The following is a 20,686-nucleotide window of genomic DNA, read 5'->3' as shown; positions in this document are numbered from 1 at the left end:
CGTTTTGTGATTTAACCCATTATGGCACCAATCGTCGCACTTCCCCGATCCTTAAAAGTCATGCACGGGCTTGGCTCTGTTGCTTATGGCGTTAAGGATAATGGCTTTTCCGTATTCTTGCTGATCTTTTATAATCAGGTGCTGGGCATTGATGCGGGCATCGTCGGTACGGTTATCATGGCCGCGCTGATTTTTGATGCCTTTGCAGACCCGATCATTGGCGAGCTGTCTGACCGGACGCAAAGCAAATGGGGTCGCCGCCTCCCTTGGCTATATGCGGCGGCCATTCCGCTTGGTATCATATGGCTATTGCTGTGGCACCCACCTGCCTTGGGGCAGACGGGCACGATCATCTGGCTGTTCTGCACCGCTGTGTTGGCGCGCACCTTAGTGGCAATGTGTGAAGTGCCGTCTATCGCCCTCGTCCCCGAACTGACGGGCGATTATGATGAACGCACGCGTTTGATGCGCTATCGTTTCTTATTTGGCTGGGCGGGCGGCTTGCTCATGCTCATTTTTGCCTATGGCATTTTCTTCACCGGCGAAAAGGGCGTGAGCGACCCTGCGGGCTATGATGCCTATTCGCTATGGGGCGCGCTGATGATGAGCGGTGCGGTGCTTATCTCCGCACTTGGCCAACACCGCCACATCGCCAAGCCCTCACCGCCAGCACCGCGCGGCGTTGGCCTTAGCCATGCCTTTGCCGAAGCTAAAGCAACGCTGTCCAATCGCGCTTTTCTGTGGCTGGTGTCCGCCGCATTATTCGGGCTGATCAATCAAGGATTGACCTTTGCGCTCACCAATTATCAACTCGCTTTTCTGTGGCAGCTGCAACAAATGGAAATGCTCTATTATGCGCTGACCTTATTCTCGACGGTCATCATTGCCTTTATCATTGTTCCGCCTGTCTCCGCGCGATTGGGCAAGAAACGCGGGGCAATCCTATTTGCCATAATCTCATTGACCTTCACGGCCGCATTATACGGTAGTTGGCTGCTCGACCTTGTGCCCGGTGCGCCGTCGGATCCTTCGATCCTGTTCATGTTTGGCTTAATGACCATCGCCAATAGCGCGGCGGTGAGTATGATGATGCTGACATCCTCAATGATGGCGGATGTGGTGGAGGCATCGCAGCAAGAAACGGGCCGACGTTCCGAAGGGCTGTTTTTCGCGGGCTATTTCTTCATGCAAAAATGCGCCGTTGGCATCGGCACCTTTGCCGCTGGAATGATCCTAAGCTTTGCCAATTTCCCGCAAGATGCCAAGCCGGGCGAAGTGGATGTCGCCGTCCTCGACGGGCTGGCGCTATATTATATGGGCACGGTGGTGATCGTTGGCTTTATCGGCATATTGATCCTGCGCCATTTTCCGATTTCGCGCGAAAGTCATAATGAACGCTTGCGCGCCTTGAACACATCGGCAGAGTCTGCCAGTTAACTGATCAATTAAATTTGAAAGAGGAATGAGTCATGGATTTCGATCTCAACGACAAGCAAACATATTGGCGGGACCGTATCCGCGACCATAATGAACGCTTTTTGCGTCCACGCGTCGCCGATTATTATGCCGAGCAGGCCGTGGGCGACCGCTGGAAAGTGCTGCAAGTCGTTGAAGAAGAAAAGGCACGCGCCAAGGCTGCGGGTCTTTGGAACCTGTTCATGCCGCCAACGTCTGGCCGCGTGCATGTCGATGATAGCGTAGCGTTCGATGGCCCCGGCCTGACCAACATGGAATATGCCCTGTGCGCCGAAGAAATGGGCCGCATCGGTTTTGCGTCCGAAGTCTATAACTGTTCGGCACCAGACACTGGCAATATGGAAGTGTTCCTGCGTTACGGTACGGCAGAGCAAAAAGAAAAATGGATGATCCCATTGATGAACGGCGAAATCCGTTCGGCCTTTTTGATGACCGAGCCAGCCGTTGCCTCATCAGATGCGACCAATATCGAAACCTCCATCCGCCGTGAAGGCGACGAATATGTTCTCAATGGTGTGAAATGGTGGTCATCCGGTGCCGGCGACCCGCGCTGCAAAATCGCGATTGTCATGGGCAAGACCGATTTCGAAGCCAAGCGCCATGCGCAGCAGTCGATGGTGCTGATGGAACTCGATTCGCCCGGCGTGAAGATTTTGCGCCATCTGCCCGTCTTCGGCTATGACGACGCGCCGCACGGCCATATGGAAATCGAATTGAAAGACGTCCGTATTCCGGCATCGAATATGTTACTGGGCGAAGGGCGCGGGTTCGAAATCGCGCAAGGGCGCCTTGGACCAGGCCGCATCCACCATTGCATGCGCACCATTGGTACCGCCGAAGAAGCGCTGGAGAAAATGTGCAAGCGCCTGCAATCGCGCGTCGCCTTTGGCAAGACAGTTGCCGAGCATAGCGTATGGGAAGAGCGCATTGCCCGTGCCCGTATCGACATTGAAATGACGCGTCTGCTCTGCCTGAAGGCTGCGGATATGATGGACAAGGTCGGCAACAAGGCGGCTGCCGCGGAAATCGCCATGATCAAGGTGCAGGCACCGAACATGGCTTTGAGCATCATCGACAATGCCATCCAAGCGCATGGCGGCGGCGGCGTGTCCGACGATTTCGGTCTCGCATCCGCTTGGGCGCATCAGCGTACTTTGCGTCTGGCCGACGGTCCTGACGAAGTACATGCCCGCGCCATCGCGCGTATGGAATTGGGTAAGCATGGCGGCCGTGGCAAAGACGGCCTATCCAGCGGCGATATGGGAGCAACACGGTGAAGGCTGCCGTCCTGATTGAAGCGGGCAAGCCGCTTCAAATCGAGCAAGTGAACATTGCCAATCCAGGGCCGCATGAGGTGCTTATCCGCACCGCGGCCTGCGGGCTGTGCCATAGCGACTTGCACTTTATCGAAGGCACCTATCCGCATCCTTTACCCGCGATCCCCGGGCATGAGGCGGCGGGCATCGTCGAGGCGGTGGGCAGCGAAGTGCGCACCGTCAAGGTCGGCGACGCTGTTGTCACCTGCCTCAGCGCCTTTTGTGGCCATTGTGAATATTGCGTCACGGGGCGCATGTCCTTGTGCCTTGGCGGCGACACACGGCGCAAGCCAGGCGAAGCCCCGCGCCTGACGCGGCCTGATGGCAGCACTGTCAACCAGATGCTGAACCTGTCGGCTTATGCCGAGATGATGTTGGTGCACGAACATGCGTGCGTCGCAATCCATCCGGATATGCCGTTGCCACAAGCGTCGGTTATCGGCTGCGCCGTGACCACGGGTGCCGGCACGATATTCAATGCGTGCAAAGTAACGCCGGGCGAAACCGTGGCCGTTATCGGCTGCGGCGGCGTTGGCCTTGCAACCATTAACGCGGCGAAGATTGCGGGCGCTGGTCGCATCATCGCCGCGGACCCATTGCCTGAAAAACGGGCGATGGCGATGAAGCTGGGTGCCACCGATGTCGTCGACGCTTTGGCCGATGATGCCGCTGCGCAAATTCAGGAATTGACCAAAGGCGGCGTTGATCACGCAATTGAAGCTGTCGGACGTCCGGCATCGGGCACGCTCGCGGTCAAGTCGCTGAAGCGTGGCGGAACAGCCACGATTCTAGGCATGATGCCGTTGCAACATTCGGTTGGCCTGTCGGCGATGGACCTTTTGTCGGGCAAGAAATTGCAAGGCGCAATCATGGGCGGCAACCGCTTCCCTGTCGATATTCCGCGTCTGGTCGATTTTTACATGCGTGGCCTTTTGGACCTCGACACCATTATTTCGGAGACCATTCCGCTGGAGCGGATCAATGAGGGCTTTGACCAGATGAAGCGCGGCGATTCGGCCCGATCGGTCATCGTTTTTGACCAATGAGTTCAGCCCCAACCCCGATTGATGCACAGACGGCCTTTACCGGAACCGTTGCGCCAAAAGGTGCGGACATTTTGGATGCTAATAAGCTTGCGCAGTGGATGGCCGACAATGTCGAGGGTTTTGAAGGCCCGGTTGAGGTTCTGAAATTCGCGGGTGGGCAGTCAAACCCGACCTACCGGTTGAACGCGAAAAGCGGCTCCTACGTCTTACGCCGTAAGCCATTTGGCGTATTACTGCCCAGCGCGCATGCAGTTGACCGCGAATATAAGGTCATTGCTGGTCTGTATCCGACCGGCTTTCCGGTAGCCAAACCCTTTGGCCTGTGCACCGACGATAGCGTCATCGGTTCGATGTTTTACATCATGGACATGGTTGAAGGTCGCACCATCTGGGATGGCGCTATGCCGGGATCAAACCCTGCCGAACGCCGCGCAACCTATGCGGCGATGATCGACACCTTGGCGGCATTGCATAATGTGGATGTTGAAGGCGCTGGCCTGTCCGACTTTGGCAAACCCGGCAATTATTTCGGACGTCAGGTGGAACGTTGGACGAAGCAATATCGCCTCGCCGAAACCGAAACGATGCCCGAAATGGAGCGGCTGATCGAATGGTTGCCAAAGACGCTGCCCGCGCAAACGCGCACCAGCGTCGTGCATGGCGACTATCGCATCGACAACATGATTTTCGATGCCAAGGATCCCAAAGTCGTCGCAGTGCTCGATTGGGAATTGTGCACCTTGGGTGACCCGCTGGCGGATTTCACTTATGTCGCCATGGCGTGGGTGACGCAAAATGAAGGCCGCTCGGGCGTTATGGATTTGGACCGCGCGGCTTTAGGCATTCCCGAACTCGACGCGATGGTAGAACGTTATTGCGCTGCCACGGGCCGCGACGGCGTGCCCGATATGAACTGGTATTTTGCTTATAATTTCTTCCGCCTCGCCGGGATTATTCAAGGCATCAAAAAACGCGTGATAGACGGCACCGCAAGTTCGTCACATGCGCAAGCGATGGCCGAACGCGTATTCCCGCTGGCGGAATCCGCATGGAAGTTCGCCGAGAAAGCCGGGGCGTAATTATAACCCCTCCCCATCAGCGGAGAGGAAACTGGAGAGCAAAATGTCTTTATTCGATATGACCGGCAAGGTCGCCATCATCACAGGGTCGTCGCGCGGCATTGGTCAGGCGATTGCCGAAGAAATGGCCGATCATGGCGCAAAGGTTGTGATCTCCAGCCGTAATATCGAAGATTGCGAAGTGGTTGCCGCTGGCATCAATGCTAAGCATGCGGGCGCTGCACTTGCGCTGGCATCCAGCCTGTCTTCGAAGGAGAGCCTGCAGAATCTCGTCGATGAAACGCGCAAGGCATTTGGTAAGGTCGATGTCTTAGTCTGCAACGCGGCGTCGAATCCGCATTATGGACCGATGGCCAGCATCACCGACGAACAACTGCGCAAAACGCTCGATCACAATATTGTCTCGCAACATTGGCTAATCCAGATGGTCGTGCCCGAAATGATCGCACGCAAATCAGGCTCCATCGTGATTGTCTCGTCCATTGGCGGTCTGCGCGGGTCGCCGATCTTGGGCGCTTATGCAATTACGAAGGCGGCGGATATCCAGATGACGAAGAATCTCGCCCGCGAATATGGGCCGCATAATGTGCGCATTAACTCGATTGCGCCGGGACTGGTGAAAACCGATTTTGCCAAGGCATTGTGGGAGAACCCAGAAAATCTGAAAGCATCCACCTCGGGCGCGGCCTTGGGCCGCATTGGCGAGCCACGTGAGATTGCCGGCGCGGCAGTATATTTGGCGTCGGACGCATCAAGCTTTATGACAGGGCAGACAATAGTTGTGGATGGAGGCGTTGTCGTATGAGTGGAGCATTGCAAGGCAAAGTAGCCATCATCACAGGCGCAGGGTCAGGCATTGGCCGCGCGTCCGCCATCCGCTTTGCCGCCGAGGGGGCGAAGGTCGTTTTAGGCGACATGGCGGCATCGGTGCATGACACCGCCGCAATGATCGGTGACGCCGCCACTGCCGTGCAAATGGACGCAGGCGATGAAGCGGACGTCGCGGCGATTGTCGCAAAGGCCATCGCACTGCATGGCCATCTCGACATCGCCTTTGCCAATGCGGGTATCTCCGGCGGCATGGAAGGTATCTTCGACAACACAGTCGAAAATTTCACCAGCGTCCTGCGCGTCAACCTCATCGGCCCCTGGCTGATGATCAAGCATGCGGGCAAGGTCATGGCGGATGCAGGCAATGGCGGTTCGATCATCCTGACCGCAAGCGTTGCCGGTATCCGTTCGGGCGCAGGCGGCCCGCCTTATTCGGCATCCAAGGCTGGCGTCATCAATCTGGCGCAGGTCAGCGCGCAACAATTGTCGGGCACCAATGTCCGCTGCAACGCGATTTGCCCCGGCCTTACCGAAACCGGCATGACCAAGCCGACATTTGATTATGCCCGCGAAAAGGGCGTGACCGAAAAAATCGGTCGTCTGAACCCCTTGCGCCGTGGCGCGCAGCCCGACGAGCTCGCGAATGTCGCATTGTTCCTTGCCAGCGACCAAGCGTCGTATGTCAACGGCCAAGCCATTGCCGTTGACGGCGGGCTGTCGAGCTCGCACCCCGTAACTCGCCAATTAACAGGACAAACCGCCGTATGAGCGCCGAAGATTTAGGTTTCGTTCCCGACCGCCTCGCCCGCATACCCGCGTTCATTCAGGCCAATTATCTCGACAATGGCAAATTGCCCTTTGCGTCCGTGTTGGTTGGCCGTGGTAATGATGTGGCGCTGCAATGGAGCTCGGGCGTTGCCGAAGACGCCATTTTCCGCATAGCCTCGATGACCAAGCCAATCACCTCGGTCGCGTTCATGCAGTTGGTGGAACAGGGCAAGGTCGCACTGACCGATCCGGTCACGAAATATATCCCCGAATTTGCGAAATTGGGCGTGTTTGTTGGCGGCGGCGGCAATGTGCCTTTTATGACGCGCGCACCATCGACGCAGATGCGGGTGGTGGACCTGCTGCGGCATACGGCGGGATTCACCTATAGTTTCCAAGAACAAGGCAATGTCGACGCGGCGTACCGCAAGACCGATGTCGAAAGCTGGAGCAAAAATACGGCGCAAAGCTTTATTGATACGCTGGCGCAAATCCCGTTGGAGTTCGACCCCGGCACCCAGTGGAATTATTCGGTTGCCACCGACATAGTTGGCATCTTGGTCGAACGGATTAGCGGACTATCGCTGCCTGAATATTTCCAAACACATATTTTCGCGCCTTTGGGCATGACCGATACATTCTTCCAAGTGCCCGCCGACAAGGCGTCGCGCATCCCCGAAGGCTTTGGCTTTGACCCCGAAGCGAAAATGAAGCTGCTCGACAAAGCCGGCGCCGAAAGCATGTGGGCCAAAGGCTGGTCATTCAATTCCGGCGGTGGCGGCCTTGCGTCAAGCGTTGCGGACTATCATCGTTTCTGCCGGATGCTGCTGAACGGCGGCGCGCTTGACGGCGCACAAATCTTGAGTGCCAAGACCATAGAATTGATGACCGCCAATCATATTCCGGGCGGGCAAGATCTGACGCAAATGTCGAAATCCTTGTTCAGCGAGGCTGAAATGGCGGGCATTGGCTTTGGCCTTGGCTTTGCGACCACCATCGACAGCGCCGCGACGCTTGCACCTTGTTCCGAGGGCGATTTTTATTGGGGCGGCATGTATTCCACCGCCTTTTTTGTGGATCCGGTTGAGGACATCATCATGATTTTCATGACGCAGTTGCTGCCATCAACCACTTACCCCGTCCGACGCGAGATCAAGACGATGATCTATTCCGCGCTGGCGGCTTAAGTTGCGCCATTAATCAATCCCTCGTCATCCTGAACTTGTTTCAGGATGACGAAGTGACGTTCAGGGTGACACAGTCGTGGGTAAGCAAAAAAGCTTTCGGCGCAAACCTATCCCCTAAACCGTCGCAATCTCCACCTGATTGACGGGCTCCGGTTTTGCCCGTGCCGCAATCAGGCTTCCGGCGACGATCAAGGCGGTGCCCAAAAGCACGGGCAAGGTCAAAGGCTCGGCAAAGAACAGCCAGCCGAAAAACGCAGCCCAGACGAAGCCAGTATATTCGACCGGTATCAAAATCTGCGCCTCCGCGCGGGCATAGGCCCAGCTCAGCAACAATAGGGAAATAATCGCTAGCAACGCAGCGCCGCCGATCATCGGGGTATCGGACATGCCGATCGGGTGCAAAAACCAAGGCGCGGCAAGACCAAGTGTCGCCGCGACACACAGATTTTGGAAAAAGGCAATTTCGATTGGTCCTGCAACCTGCGCCTGCCGCCGGGCCAAAATCAAATTATATGCAAACACCACGGCCGAAAATAACACCGCCGCAGCGCCCCAAAGATGCCCACTGGTATAATGTCCGCTCAAACGGCCAGCCATGATGATCAGCACACCGCCAAGCCCTGCCAGCGATGCCCAGATGGCCGGACGGCCTATCGTCTCACCGAGCATAACCGCGGCGAGATATAATGCGATGACGGGTGCGATGAAGCTCAATCCAATGGCCTCGGCCAGCGGCAATTGCGTCAACGACCAGAAAAAGCTGACCGCCATGACCGACACGATGATGCTGCGCCATATATGCATTTTAAGGTTATCGACGGTCGGCCATTTCTGCCGTGTGCCGACAAACAATAGTCCCATGAATAAGGTACCAAGGCAGTTGCGCCACATCACGGCGTTATACGCGCCCAGCGACAAAGCGATGTCTTTCATCACCGCATCCATCAGCGAAAATGTGCCAACGCCCGCCGCCGCCACCATGAACGGAATAAACGGGCGCGAGTGCAATTCAGCCATGTCTAAAGGCTGTGTGCAGCAAGTTGATCGAGCGCCGCGCCGTCCACGCGGTAGACGGTCCATTCGTCCATCGGCACGGCCCCTAGCGCCTTGTAGAAATCAATGGCGGGCGTGTTCCAGTCGAGCACCGACCATTCAAGCCGCGCACAATCGCGTTCGACCGCAAGCGCCGCGAGCCGTCCTAGCAACGCTTTGCCAAGCCCAGACCCACGCGCATCCGGCCGGACAAACAAATCCTCCAGATAGATTCCAGGCCGCCCTTCAAAGGTTGAGAAATTGTGGAAGAACAAAGCAAAGCCCTGCGCGACACCGTCAATCTCGCCAATCAAAACCTCGGCATAAGGCCGCTGCCCAAACAGCTTTTGCGCCAGCACCGCTTCATCAAAGCGCACCGCATGGGCCAGCTTTTCATATTCCGCGAGGTCGCGAATGAATTGCCCGATGAGTGCGATGTCCGCTGGCGTTGCAGCCCGTATCGAGAGGCTCAAGCCGTTTTCCCGTGCAGCGTGTCCATGCTGACGCTGGTGCCCGCATCAATCTCTGCGGCTTTGGCTTCGACCAAGCGCACGATGTGGCTGATCATGTCGTCATCCTCGACATGATGGTCGGTGACGCCGGATAAATAGACCATATGCTTGCCATTGCCGCCGCCGGTGATGCCGATGTCGGTCTCGCGCGCTTCGCCGGGGCCGTTGACGACGCAGCCCAGAACCGAGAGCGACATGGGTGTCTTGATATGGCCAAGCGCATCTTCCAGCTTCTGCACGGTGCGGATGACGTCAAAGCCCTGCCGTGCGCAGCTTGGGCAGCTGACAACGCGCACGCCACGGGTGCGCAGGCCAAGCGCCTTCAGGATTTCATAGCCGACGCGTACTTCTTCTTCGGGCTCGGCAGACAGGCTGACGCGGATGGTGTCACCAATCCCTGCCCATAGCAGATTGCCCATGCCGATGGAGGATTTGACCGTGCCGCCAATCAACCCACCCGCTTCGGTAATGCCCAAATGCAAGGGGCAGTCGACGGCCTCGGCCAAGCCCATATAAGCGGCCACCGCGAGGAAAACGTCCGACGCTTTCACTGCGACTTTAAATTCATGGAAGTCATGGTCCTGCAGAAGCTTGATATGGTCCAACGCGCTTTCAATCAGCGCCTCGGGACAAGGCTCGCCATATTTTTCGAGCAGGTCTTTTTCGAGGCTGCCTGCATTCACGCCGATCCGGATCGCGCAGCCATTGGCTTTGGCGGCGTTAACCACTTCCTTCACCCGTTCGGATGAGCCGATATTGCCGGGGTTGATGCGCAAGCATGCCGCGCCCGCATCCGCCGCCTCAAGCGCACGTTTGTAATGAAAATGAATATCGGCGACGATGGGGACATTGGCCGCGCGGACAATCTGTTTCAGCGCCGCCGTGCTTTCCACATCGGGGCAGGATACGCGGATGATGTCGACGCCCGCATCCTCGCACCGGCGGATCTGGTCAATCGTGGCAGCGGCATCGCTGGTCAGCGTATTGGTCATGGTTTGCACCGAGATCGGGGCATTGCCACCGACAGGGACTTTACCGACCATGATCTGGCGGGACGGGCGGCGCGCAATGTCGCGCCAAGGGCGAATAGAAGACATATATGTGATATAGGCGGCTTGGGATTTTCCCGCAATCATCATCCTGAACTGTTTTCAGGACAAGGTGATACGCAAATCAGTCTAGCCCGCCGTGCCAGGCCACCGCTTGCGCTGCGGCGATCCTGCCCACTTCGGCCAGCACGGCCTGATCAGCATCGCGGGTCTGTTCATATTTTCCGTCGGCTTCATAAAAGGCCGTCACTATGACCGGAGGCCGCGCTAGTGGCCAGAAAATGGCGACGTCATTGGTCTTGTTATTGAAATTTGCGCTGTTGGCGGTCCCTGTTTTGTCGCCGCTTTTCCAAGATGAGGGGAGCCCGCCCCGGATCCGCTTCATGCCTGTATTGGTGTCAACCATCCATTGGATCAGCATGTCACGCGACGCCGGTTTCAATATGCGGTCGTCCGTCAAAAGTCGCGCCATCGTTCCCGCAAAGGCGCCCGGCGTGGTCGTATCGCGGGCCTCACCGGGCGGGACATTGTTCAGATCGGGCTCATATCGGTCCAGCCGGGTGACGTCATCGCCCCAACTGCGAAAAATCGCGGTTATGGCGGCGGGACCACCCAGATGTTTGATCAACAAATTTGCGGCGACATTATCGCTAGTCTTTTGCGTGGCTTCGGCCAAGTCGATGATGCGCATAGCGCCCTTTGCCAGATTTGGCCCCGTAACGGGCGCGTGCGGGACCATATCCGCCTGCGTATAGCGCAACGCCATATCTAGATTCAGCCTGCCTTGGTCCGCCTGTTGTAGCACCGCTGCGGCGAGCGCGAGCTTGAAGGTCGAGCACATGGCAAAGGCTTCATCATAATGATGCCCCGTCATGCGGCCCGATGCGGTATCGAGAACCAGCACCCCTAGCCGCCCGCCAACGCGTGCTTCCAGCGCAGCCAACGCAGCGTTGGCGGTTATGGATGACGCCACCTGCCGAGGGCCCACGCAGCCTGCGAGCGCCAACGCGGCGACACTTGCCATCATTCCACGTCTATCAATTTCCATGGCCGGCTTCCTCATATTCTCGCCCAATGATGCGGCGATGTGTGGTTTCTTTATCCTGTCAGTTTCTGGGTTACCAGACACGGTATATTGAAAGGCAAAGTTATGGGGTGGTGATGGGCTTAGGATCAGGACCTATCCCTTTGCAGCACCGCTTTGCTTTACGCGTGGATACAAACTAAGGCGAAGCCATGAAACGCTTCCTTATTTCGCTCGCCCTATTGTTCGCACCATTGGCACCTGCCCAAGCATATTGGGAATATGGTCATGAGACAGTGGCACATATTGCCCAAGCCAATATGTCACCTAAAGCGCGCGCACAGATGCAGCGCCTGTTGCGCAGCGCGCCCATGCTTGGCACACCGAAATGCGCGATGCGCAATATCGCGGACGTCAGCGTTTGGGCGGACTGCATCAAAAGCGATCGGGTGCGCTGGGGCTACACCAACAGCTGGCATTACCAGAATGTCGACATCTGCAAGCCGTTCGATTTGAAAAGTGCCTGCGCCGATGGCAATTGCGTATCCGCGCAAATCGACCGCAACTTTGCGCTTTTATCAAACAAGGCCCTGCCCAAGCATGTCCGGTTGGAAGCGCTTGCCTTTCTGATCCATTTTGTCGGCGACATACATCAGCCATTACATGCGGGCGACCGCGCCGATCGGGGTGGCAACGACCTGAAGGCCACTTATGGTGTGATGCCCGGATATAATCTCCATTCCGTGTGGGACGGGCTTTTGGCCGACCGCGCACTGTCCGCCGCGCCGTCAATCGTTCGCATATTTTCACCTGCTGAGAAGGCTGCGGTCGTGCAAGGCAATGTGCGCCTGTGGAGTGAAGAAAATTGGGCCGTGTCAAAAAACATCGCCTATCCGCGCGCTATGGATGGTGACGCCTGTGGCGCGAAACCAACCACAACCGTCGTAATTGACGAGGCCGATGTCGCAGCGTCGCGTGCGGCATTACGACAACAGGTCGAACGCGGCGGTATCCGCTTGGCGCGGTTGCTAGACGAGGCCTTAAGCTAAGCCTTAAATTTGGCCGCGGCGTTTTTTCTTCGCATCTTGCTCACGCTTTAACTGTATCAGACTGTCCATATCGACAATCTCGCTCCGCGCTTTCATGTAACGAATCATCGCGAAAGCCCAAAGGGCGGTCACGAGCAAAAAGGGCAAAGTAAGAAACAGTAGTATTTTGCCATCGCTCCAACCCGCATTTTCGGCGACAGCAGTCGTCCACACAAAAACGCCCGTCGCGCCGAAGAATGCAATCATCCACACGGCAAAGGCCCGCCAGCCAGCAGCATTGCGTGGCGATATTTTAACGCCAGATCCCGACTTATAATATATAAAGGGTTTATCTTCATCGCGCACTTCAATTCTCCTTTGGCGGTCGCCCACGCTTCGCAGTTTCGCTAACCCCGACTTTTATCCCGCGCTTGGCCAGTGCCTCCCGCAACAGCACCTCAATTTCGGCATTGGCGCTCCGGAAATCGGCGGCCGCGCACCGTTCGATGCAGACAAATAATGCCGGATCGAGACGGAGCGGGAAAGCCTTTTTGGACGGGACGGACACGCAGGTGGCCTAGCTGTACAAAGTGCCGGCGTTGACCACGGGCTGTGTATCACGTTCGCCACACAAAACGACCATCAGGTTGGACACCATCGCCGCGCGGCGTTCGTCGTCCAGTTCGACGACATTTTTGGCCGATAACATTTCGAGCGCCATTTCGACCATGCCGACTGCACCCTCGACCAAGGTTTTGCGCGCCGCGACTACCGCCTCTGCCTGTTGGCGGCGGAGCATCGCGCCCGCAATTTCTTGTGCATAGGCCAAATGGGTGAAGCCACATTCGTCGACTGTGATACCCGCAACGCGTAAACGCTCCATCAGCTCCAGCCGCAATTCTCCACCGACCTGATCATGGTTGCCGCGCAACGTCACTTCCTGATGCGTAAAGTCATCATAAGGATAACGTGCGCCAATTGTGCGGACCGCGGCCTCGATTTGCGCAAGCACGAATGCCTTGTAATCATCGACATCGAACAAAGCCTGCGCCGTATCCGTCACCCGCCAGACCACTTGCGCCGCCATCTCAATGGGGTTGCCGCGTAGGTCGTTGACCTTAATTTTTTCTGAGATCAGATTGTTCGCGCGCAACGACACCTTGGCTTTGCCCATCCACGGCCAAGTCCAGCGCAGCCCTTCATTGCGGTCAGTGCCTTTATAAGCACCGAACAGCGTCAGCGCTACGCCTTGGTTTGGCTGCAGCATGTAAAAGCCTGCAGACACAAATAAGAAAGCAGCGATACTCAGACCCATGCCGAGGAAATCAGCATTGGGGCCGCCGGGAATGACCGAGGTCATCGCCCAACCGAACCACAGCATGCTGCTCAAAATTACGAGTAACATCACATAGCCGTTGAAGCTGCGCGCAGCAATTTCCTGGCTGGCATTAAGTATGTTTTTCGAATCGTCTGTCATTACGACCTCCATAAAATATGATATCATATTTATATCTTGTTTGATAAAGGTCAACAAAAAAGGGCTGCGCAGATGATCGCCTGCGCAGCCCTTTTTTAACGATATCGCGACGCCTTATTCGCCGGTCGGAAATCCGCGCTTTTTCATGATGAATTTGACGTCAGGATCACGGCCACGGAACGCGCGATAGGCTTCGATCCGGTCGGTTTCATTGCCTGTCGCCATGAGCATGGAGCGAAAACGCTCGGCCGTTTCCTTGTCCCAGACATCTCCCTTTTCGGTAAAGGCCGCCCATGTGTCGGCATCCATCGTTTCCGACCAAAGATAGCTGTAATAGCCCGCGGAATAGCTGTCGCTGGAAAACAGATGGTTAAACTGCGGCAAGCGGTGCCGCATGACCATTTCCTTTGGCATGCCGATTTCCGCAAGCGTGTCGCGTTCAAAGGCAGCGGGATCAGCCACAGGCACGCTGCGGTTGTGCAATTTCATATCCAATATCGCGCTCGACAGATATTCAACCGTGGAGAAACCTTGATTGAACGTGTCGCTTGCCCGGATTTTCTCGACCAGAGCGGCTGGAATCGGCTCTCCGGTCTTATAATGCTTGGCATAAGTGTTGAGAATATAAGGCGTCAGCAGCCAGTTTTCGTTCACTTGGCTGGGATATTCGACAAAATCGCGCGGTGTCCCGCCAAGGCCAGGCCAGGTGATGTCATAGTTGAGATAATGGATCGCATGGCCAAATTCGTGGAACAAGGTGGATGCATCATCAATGCTGATCAACGTGGGCACGCCATCGGCACCGGGCACGAAGTTGTTGTTGTTTGACGCCAGCACAATGTTGTTCTTGCCGCCCAAGGCGTGCTGGCTGCGGTACGTGGTCATCCACGCACCCGAGCGCTTGCCCGCGCGCGCGAAGTTGTCGAGGTAGAATAGGCCAATGACTTTGCCATCGCGCCTGACCTCAAATGTCCGCACCTTCGGTTCGAAAACAGGAATCGTGCCTGTGTTTTCCGTGAAGCTCATACCGTATAATTTGCCGGCAGCATCGAACATCGCGGCGACCATATTATCCAGTTGAAAATAGGGTTTTACCGCTTCCTGATCGAGATCATATTTCGCCTTGCGGACTTTCTCCGCGTAAAAACGATAATCCCACGGCGCGATGGTGATGTTGTCGGCATTGGCAATCGCCTGCATATCGGCGACTTCTTCACGGACGCGGGCGGCCGCGGCGGGCCACACCTTCATCATCAGGTCCATCGCCTTATTCGGGTCCTGCGCCATGGTGTCGGCCATCCGGTAATGCGCATGGGTAGCAAAGCCCAAAATTTCGGCGCGCTGCTGACGCAGCTTCAGGATTTCGGCGATGGTCGCGTTCGTGTCATTGGCATTTTTATTATCACCGCGCTTGGTGAAAGCTTGCCAGACCTTCTCGCGTAAATCACGGCGGGTCGAATTTTCGAGGAATGGCTGCACCGCCGACCGCGTGTTGACGACGGCCCATCCGTTTTGACCCTTCGCCTTTGCCGCGGCTTGCAACGACGCAACAAAACTTTCTGGTAGGCCAGCCAAATCGGCCTCTTGCGTGATCAGAATGAAGGTTTCCTCATCCGCGAGAACCTTTTCGGAAAAAGCGGAAAACTTCTTCGACAGGTCTGTCTCAATGCGGATGACTTGCGCTTTCTGTGCCGCATCAAGCATCGCGCCATTTCGGACCAAGCCGTCATAGGTCCGTTCCAACAGCCGCATCTGCTTGGTATCAAGACCGAGATTAAAGCGCTGGTCATATAAATATTTCACGCGCTGAAAATAGCGCGCATCCAACGACAATTCGGAGAAGAACGCACTGAGCTTCGGTTCCCACTCGGCCTGAATTTTGCGTACCTCGGGGTTGGACAGATTCGATGAATGGACGCCCCATATGGAGAATAAGCGGCCAATTTTCTCACCCGAAAGCTCGCTGGCGGTAATTGTATTTTCGAAGGTGATCGCTTCAGGCTTTGCAAGCATGGCTTCGAATTCCGCCTTTGACGCATCCATCGCGGCTTGGAATGCTGCGGGGAATTGCGACACTTTAACCTGATCCCAGGGTGGCACACCATCATAAGGGCCCGTCCATTCCCGTAACAAAGCAGGCTCATTCGCAGACTGGTTGACGTTCATTTGCTTTGCTTGTGCAACCGATGTCATTGATACTCCTGACAATAAAAGCGCCGCTGCGCTCATCATGATGTGATGTCTTTTCACCTAATTTTGCTCCTCTGGATCCTATCGCAGCTATGCTGGCGCTTCATGCACAAAGGGATAGCGCATCGGGCAGCGTAAGCAAAGCTTCTGCCCGCCAAAACTGTTTCCTCCAATATGGAGGTAAGTTTTACATATTCGTCATCGTTTTTTCGTGCGTTCGCAAAAGCATAATCTTATCAGTCAGTTGTTCAAAAAATTATGCCAGACAACGCACCTCCCCCCGGCACGGGCCAAAATAGACGTATTGCAATGATCTCAGGCGGATCATTGGAGCGGGATGCCAAGCTTGCGCGACTGGCAACATTGGCCGGTTGTACGCCGTTACCAATGGACCATACGCAACCTGCCGATTTTCTGTTGATTGACCTTTCCTCCGAAACGGACAGGCTCAATGATACGGTATCGCGGATAACAGATTATCTCCAAAAATATCGCAGCACTGCATTGATTTGGTCCAAGATGGAGTCGCTGGAAGTAATTTATGCGGCGTTTCCGCAGGGCCAATGTCACTTTCTGGTCAATGCAGATGACGTCAAAGCAATGCCTATTTTGGCGGGCGCATTTGGACGGGGCGGTATGGATCGACTGCATGACAGAGACCAGGAAGTAGAATTTAGATCTCTACACCGGATCAGCGATGAGTTGGCCGAATTCGCCCGAGCGCTAGCGCGCATGGCTGATCCAGAACTGAAGGATAAAATAAAGGATACATCCATTTCCTTCAGAGCCGCCCCGCTGGGGGGCTTTCAAGGATTTCCGAGCGAGAGTTCGGTTGCCAATGATATCTCGGCGAAGCTGAGCCTACGCGAAATAATCAAGCTACGCCGTTTGCGTGATCGGTTTTTCCCGCCAGACTTATTCGCCGATCCCGCATGGGATATCCTGCTTGACCTCAAAGCAGCAGCGCAAGAGGGGCAGCATGTATCTGTGTCCAGCCTATGTATTGCCGCAGCAGTTCCACCGACAACGGCCTTACGATGGATTTCTGCTATGACCGAAAGCGGCATGCTATTACGGCGTCAGGACCCAGCAGACGCACGCCGCGTATTTATTGAACTTTCACCCGAAACTTCGGCAAAAATGGATGATTATATTGTGGCGGTTAGCACCCGTTTTGCGCCAATCATCTAAATGGCCTTGCCAAATGTGATTCCCTTTGGCAAAGGCCCGTTTCCCTAGAGGGGCGCTTAGCTCAGTTGGTAGAGCATCTCGTTTACACCGAGAGGGTCAGCGGTTCGAGCCCGTTAGCGCCCACCATGGTTTTTCAATGGCAGTATTGCCATTATCCGCGCAAATTGCGGCGGAATGTGACCTCCGGCAATCAGTTAGCAATCTACGGGCAAGGCGCAGGCCATTTTTTACTGCGGCTGCGCATGTAGTTCGCCTTCGACGCACCGATTCGCGGTTCAACTCAAAAACCCCACCCGGCGCATCGTTGGCGCCGGGCGTGTTCCTGCAAATATCAGGCTTTCGCTTTCAAGCTCTCCGCGACGGCGACCCCATGCCGCTCGAGCGCTTCAACGATCTTGCCCGCGCCCTCATATTCGCCCCAGAACATAGGGCCGCCGCGATAAACCGGCCAGCCATAGCCGTAGATCCAGACCACATCGATATCGGATGCGCGCTGGGCTTTGCCTTCTTCGAGGATTTTATAGCCCTCATTGACCATCGGATAGAGCGTGCGTTCTACGATTTCTTGGTCACTGATTTCGCGCTTCGGCAGATTTGACGTAGCCCGGAATTCTTCAATGATCGCCAACGCCTCGGCACTTGGCGTGCCCACGCGTTTTTCATCATAATCGTAAAAGCCTTTGTTGTTCTTCTGACCAAAACGGCCAGCGGCGCACAAGGCATCACGGATGGTTTCCACCTTTGCCGGATCACGATGCCAACCAATGTCGAGGCCAGCCAGATCGCTCATCTGAAATGGTCCCATGGGCATTCCGAAATCCGTATGCACCTTGTCGATCTGTGCAGGCGTTGCCCCCTCCAACAGCAATTGCATCGCTGGCGCCTGACGCGTGGACAGCATGCGGTTGCCGATAAAACCATGGCAAACGCCTGCAACCACGGCGACTTTGCCAATTTTCTTGCCAATCGCCATGGCAGTCGCCAGCACGTCCGGCGCGGTTTTGTCGCCGCGCACGACCTCCAGCAATTTCATGACATTGGCGGGTGAGAAGAAGTGCATGCCGACAACATCTTGCGGACGCGATGTGCTGGCCGCTATTTCGTCAATGTCGAGATAGGATGTGTTCGACGCCAAAATCGCGCCAGGCTTGCAAATAATGTCCAGCTTTCCAAACACCTCTTTTTTGACGTCCATGCTTTCATAGACCGCTTCGATGACCAGATCGCAGTCGGCCAGATCGTCGAGTGTCAAGGATGGGGTTAGTAAGGCCATCATATCTTCGACATGCTCAGGCGAGAAGCGCCCCTTCGCGGCACTGTTTTCGTAATTTTTGCGGATGACGCCAACGCCGCGATCCAGATTTTCCTGCACCATTTCGACGATGGTCACAGCGATACCCTTGGACAGGAAATTCATCGAAATCCCGCCGCCCATGGTGCCGGCACCAATGACGCCGACTTTCTTAATATCACGCAGCGCAATGTCTTTGGCCAATCCATCAATCTTTGCAGCCTGGCGTTCGGCAAAGAACATATGGCGCTGGGCCGCAGATTGCGATCCACCCATCAGCTTCACAAACTCCGCACGCTCGAACTTCATGCCCTCTTCAAACGGCAGACGCGTTGCCGCCTCAACACAAGCAAGATTGGCATAAGGCGCGTCAAAGCCTTTCCACTTCTTGGCATTGGCCGCCTTCAATTGTTCAATAATGCCAACATCGCCGCCCAGCGGACGATCACGCGTTGGCCGTGGACCAATAGCGATCAATTCGCGGGCATACGCAATAGCATCGTCAGCCAGGCTATCTTCGCCAGCCAACCGGTCAACCAACCCAATGGACGCTGCCTTCGTAGCCGACAAAGGTTCGCCAAGCGCACACATTGTAGCGGCGGCTTCGACGCCTACGACGCGTGGCAATCTTTGCGTCCCTCCAGCACCCGGTAGAAGGCCAAGCTTGACCTCTGGCACCCCAAGCCGCGCTGACGGCACAGCTATGCGGTAATGGCACACCAAAGCGGTCTCCAGCCCCCCGCCCAGCGCCGTGCCATGGATGGCTGCAACAACGGGTTTTCCGGCAGCTTCAATCATGTTCAACACGGCGTTGAAATCCGGACCTTGCGGCGGCTTGCCAAATTCGGTGATGTCGGCGCCGGCGATAAAGGTCGACCCCGCACAGCGCAGCACAATGGCCTTTACATCATCATCCGATAGCCCCTGTTCAAAGCTGTCGTTCAAACCCTGACGGACATGCCAAGACAATGCGTTGACCGGAGGATTGTCGACAAGCACCACAAGGACGTCGTCAAATTTCTGCGTGGTTACTGATTGCACGGGCAACTCCTAAATTTAAGGTTCGGCACGTTTGCCGGTTATCGAGTGATGAAGAAACGGACGGCAGTCCTAATATGTTTTTTGCAAGCTTTGCAATCCTGCTGCGCCAAGCGTTCCAACGGCGTGCGCTTTACGCCGGGTGTTTAAGGGTTTGGATGATGGCTGAAAAATCAAGGGCGCCATTTCCAGCTTCGTCAAATTGCGCATATAATTCCGCGGCACGTTCGCCCATCGGCACGTCGGCATGTACCGACACCGCGGCCTCCATGGCCAATTTCAAATCCTTGAGCATCAACGCCGTGGCAAAGCCACCTTGATAAGCATTATCCGCAGGGGTCATTGGTCCAACGCCGGGAACCGGGCAATAGCTGGTCATTGACCAATTCTGTCCCGACGCTTTGGATGAAATGTCGTAAAAGGTCTGGAGGTCCAACCCGAGCTTTTCAGCCATGGCAAAGGTCTCGCAGGTTGCAATCATCGACGCGCCAAGCAGCATATTGTTACAGATTTTCGCCGCCTGCCCCGCGCCAGAAGCGCCGGCGTGAATGACCGCCTTGCCCATGTCGGACAATATGGGTTCCGCACGCGCAAATGCCGCATCTGTGCCACCGACCATGAAGGTCAACGTGCCCGCATTTGCAGCGGCGATGCCGCCCGAAACAGGTGCATCGACCATATCATAGCCAGCGGTGACCGCATCCGCCATCACCTGCCGCGCGGTGCCAACGTCAATCGTTGAACAGTCCAACAATATTGCGCCTTGCGGGGCATGACGCAAAACGTCGTCTTCAAAAACACGCGCGACAATTTTACCATTGGGCAGCATCGAAACCACAGCGTCGACGCCAGCCACAGCGTCGCGCACAGACGTAAATGTTGCGCAACCATTTTCCTGCGCGCGCATGAGTGCCTCGCTCGACAGGTCAAAGGCGTTAACCGCATGCCCCGCCCTGACAAGGTTTGCGGCCATGCCGCCGCCCATATTGCCAAGCCCGATAAATGCGATTTTCATGTGGCTTATCCCATGGTCGGAATGACGAACGCGTTACCGCCGTCAGGCGATCCGTCTGGCCAACGCTGCGTGATCTTCTTGGCCTTGGTCCAGAATCTAATGCCTTCCATGCCATATTGGTCGGTGTCGCCAAAGC

Annotated in this window: 19 protein-coding genes and 1 tRNA gene; 10 read left to right on the top strand and 10 right to left on the bottom strand. The window is 55.9% G+C overall.

Annotated elements, in window-relative coordinates:
• Window positions 1–21: 21 nt before the first annotated feature.
• Genes ACILP4_RS08345 through ACILP4_RS08315 form a run of 7 tightly spaced genes read left to right on the top strand, consistent with a single transcriptional unit; the run spans window position 22 to window position 7,703 of the window.
• Window positions 22–1,437, top strand: a complete 1,416-nt coding sequence (locus tag ACILP4_RS08345; RefSeq protein WP_395620273.1) for an MFS transporter — start codon at window positions 22–24, stop codon at window positions 1,435–1,437.
• Window positions 1,438–1,469: 32 nt separating this feature from the next.
• Window positions 1,470–2,753 (top strand): acyl-CoA dehydrogenase family protein, encoded by a 1,284-nt coding sequence (locus tag ACILP4_RS08340; RefSeq protein WP_395620272.1) that lies wholly within the window; start codon window positions 1,470–1,472, stop codon window positions 2,751–2,753.
• The gene (locus ACILP4_RS08335; protein WP_395620271.1) at window positions 2,750–3,838 is read left to right on the top strand and encodes a Zn-dependent alcohol dehydrogenase; all 1,089 of its coding nucleotides are present in this window, start codon (window positions 2,750–2,752) and stop codon (window positions 3,836–3,838) included. Before ACILP4_RS08340 ends, ACILP4_RS08335 begins: the two co-directional genes overlap by 4 nt.
• Complete coding sequence (locus ACILP4_RS08330; RefSeq protein ID WP_395620270.1) at window positions 3,835–4,917, top strand: phosphotransferase family protein; 1,083 nt, start codon at window positions 3,835–3,837, stop codon at window positions 4,915–4,917. The genes ACILP4_RS08335 and ACILP4_RS08330 overlap by 4 nt, the downstream gene beginning before the upstream one ends.
• Window positions 4,918–4,960: 43 nt before the next feature.
• Window positions 4,961–5,722: an SDR family NAD(P)-dependent oxidoreductase gene (locus ACILP4_RS08325; RefSeq protein ID WP_395620269.1), complete on the top strand. Its 762-nt coding sequence runs from the start codon at window positions 4,961–4,963 to the stop codon at window positions 5,720–5,722.
• Window positions 5,719–6,516 (top strand): SDR family NAD(P)-dependent oxidoreductase, encoded by a 798-nt coding sequence (locus tag ACILP4_RS08320; protein ID WP_395620268.1) that lies wholly within the window; start codon window positions 5,719–5,721, stop codon window positions 6,514–6,516. Before ACILP4_RS08325 ends, ACILP4_RS08320 begins: the two co-directional genes overlap by 4 nt.
• On the top strand, window positions 6,513–7,703 hold the full coding sequence (locus ACILP4_RS08315) for a serine hydrolase domain-containing protein (protein WP_395620267.1): 1,191 nt from the start codon (window positions 6,513–6,515) through the stop codon (window positions 7,701–7,703). The genes ACILP4_RS08320 and ACILP4_RS08315 overlap by 4 nt, the downstream gene beginning before the upstream one ends.
• A gap of 114 nt (window positions 7,704–7,817) precedes the next feature.
• Here the strand turns inward: ACILP4_RS08315 and ACILP4_RS08310 are convergent, their stop codons facing one another.
• The 4 genes from ACILP4_RS08310 to bla form a co-directional block, all read right to left on the bottom strand.
• Window positions 7,818–8,720, bottom strand: coding sequence for a DMT family transporter (locus tag ACILP4_RS08310; RefSeq protein ID WP_395620266.1), 903 nt, complete (start codon window positions 8,718–8,720; stop codon window positions 7,818–7,820).
• Between the two features lie 2 nt (window positions 8,721–8,722).
• Window positions 8,723–9,208 carry a GNAT family N-acetyltransferase gene (locus ACILP4_RS08305; protein ID WP_395620265.1) on the bottom strand — a complete coding sequence of 162 codons (486 nt, stop codon included), beginning with the start codon at window positions 9,206–9,208 and terminating at the stop codon, window positions 8,723–8,725.
• On the bottom strand, window positions 9,205–10,344 hold the full coding sequence (ispG, locus tag ACILP4_RS08300) for a flavodoxin-dependent (E)-4-hydroxy-3-methylbut-2-enyl-diphosphate synthase (protein WP_395620287.1): 1,140 nt from the start codon (window positions 10,342–10,344) through the stop codon (window positions 9,205–9,207). The genes ACILP4_RS08305 and ispG overlap by 4 nt, the downstream gene beginning before the upstream one ends.
• Window positions 10,345–10,420: 76 nt before the next feature.
• The gene (bla, locus tag ACILP4_RS08295; RefSeq protein ID WP_395620264.1) at window positions 10,421–11,344 is read right to left on the bottom strand and encodes a class A beta-lactamase; all 924 of its coding nucleotides are present in this window, start codon (window positions 11,342–11,344) and stop codon (window positions 10,421–10,423) included.
• Between the two features lie 188 nt (window positions 11,345–11,532).
• Here bla and ACILP4_RS08290 point away from each other — a divergent pair, with 188 nt between their 5' ends.
• Entirely contained in the window at window positions 11,533–12,369 is an 837-nt protein-coding gene (locus tag ACILP4_RS08290) for a S1/P1 nuclease (RefSeq protein ID WP_395620263.1), read from the top strand.
• 3 nt (window positions 12,370–12,372) lie between these two features.
• Here the strand turns inward: ACILP4_RS08290 and ACILP4_RS08285 are convergent, their stop codons facing one another.
• From ACILP4_RS08285 to ACILP4_RS08270, 4 genes are all read right to left on the bottom strand, one after another.
• Window positions 12,373–12,714: a hypothetical protein gene (locus ACILP4_RS08285; RefSeq protein ID WP_395620262.1), complete on the bottom strand. Its 342-nt coding sequence runs from the start codon at window positions 12,712–12,714 to the stop codon at window positions 12,373–12,375.
• Between the two features lies 1 nt (window position 12,715).
• The gene (locus tag ACILP4_RS08280; RefSeq protein WP_395620261.1) at window positions 12,716–12,916 is read right to left on the bottom strand and encodes a toxin-antitoxin system HicB family antitoxin; all 201 of its coding nucleotides are present in this window, start codon (window positions 12,914–12,916) and stop codon (window positions 12,716–12,718) included.
• A gap of 9 nt (window positions 12,917–12,925) precedes the next feature.
• Window positions 12,926–13,825, bottom strand: a complete 900-nt coding sequence (locus ACILP4_RS08275; protein WP_395620260.1) for an SPFH domain-containing protein — start codon at window positions 13,823–13,825, stop codon at window positions 12,926–12,928.
• A 114-nt stretch (window positions 13,826–13,939) separates the two neighbouring features.
• The gene (locus tag ACILP4_RS08270; RefSeq protein ID WP_395620259.1) at window positions 13,940–16,018 is read right to left on the bottom strand and encodes a M3 family metallopeptidase; all 2,079 of its coding nucleotides are present in this window, start codon (window positions 16,016–16,018) and stop codon (window positions 13,940–13,942) included.
• 255 nt (window positions 16,019–16,273) lie between these two features.
• Here ACILP4_RS08270 and ACILP4_RS08265 point away from each other — a divergent pair, with 255 nt between their 5' ends.
• Together ACILP4_RS08265 and ACILP4_RS08260 are read left to right on the top strand one after the other, a co-directional pair.
• Window positions 16,274–17,206, top strand: a complete 933-nt coding sequence (locus ACILP4_RS08265; RefSeq protein WP_395620258.1) for a hypothetical protein — start codon at window positions 16,274–16,276, stop codon at window positions 17,204–17,206.
• Window positions 17,207–17,256: 50 nt separating this feature from the next.
• Window positions 17,257–17,332 (top strand) — tRNA-Val (locus tag ACILP4_RS08260).
• Between the two features lie 205 nt (window positions 17,333–17,537).
• On the opposite strand, the gene ACILP4_RS08255 is transcribed toward ACILP4_RS08260, so the two are convergent.
• Together ACILP4_RS08255 and mmsB are read right to left on the bottom strand one after the other, a co-directional pair.
• Window positions 17,538–19,538 (bottom strand): 3-hydroxyacyl-CoA dehydrogenase NAD-binding domain-containing protein, encoded by a 2,001-nt coding sequence (locus tag ACILP4_RS08255; RefSeq protein WP_395620257.1) that lies wholly within the window; start codon window positions 19,536–19,538, stop codon window positions 17,538–17,540.
• A 130-nt stretch (window positions 19,539–19,668) separates the two neighbouring features.
• Window positions 19,669–20,550 (bottom strand): 3-hydroxyisobutyrate dehydrogenase, encoded by an 882-nt coding sequence (mmsB, locus tag ACILP4_RS08250; protein ID WP_395620256.1) that lies wholly within the window; start codon window positions 20,548–20,550, stop codon window positions 19,669–19,671.
• Window positions 20,551–20,686: the final 136 nt, after the last annotated feature.

The organism is Sphingorhabdus sp., from assembly GCF_044239045.1.
In the GTDB taxonomy this organism is placed as follows: domain Bacteria; phylum Pseudomonadota; class Alphaproteobacteria; order Sphingomonadales; family Sphingomonadaceae; genus Sphingorhabdus_B.
This window is presented reverse-complemented; position numbering and strand designations above follow the sequence as displayed.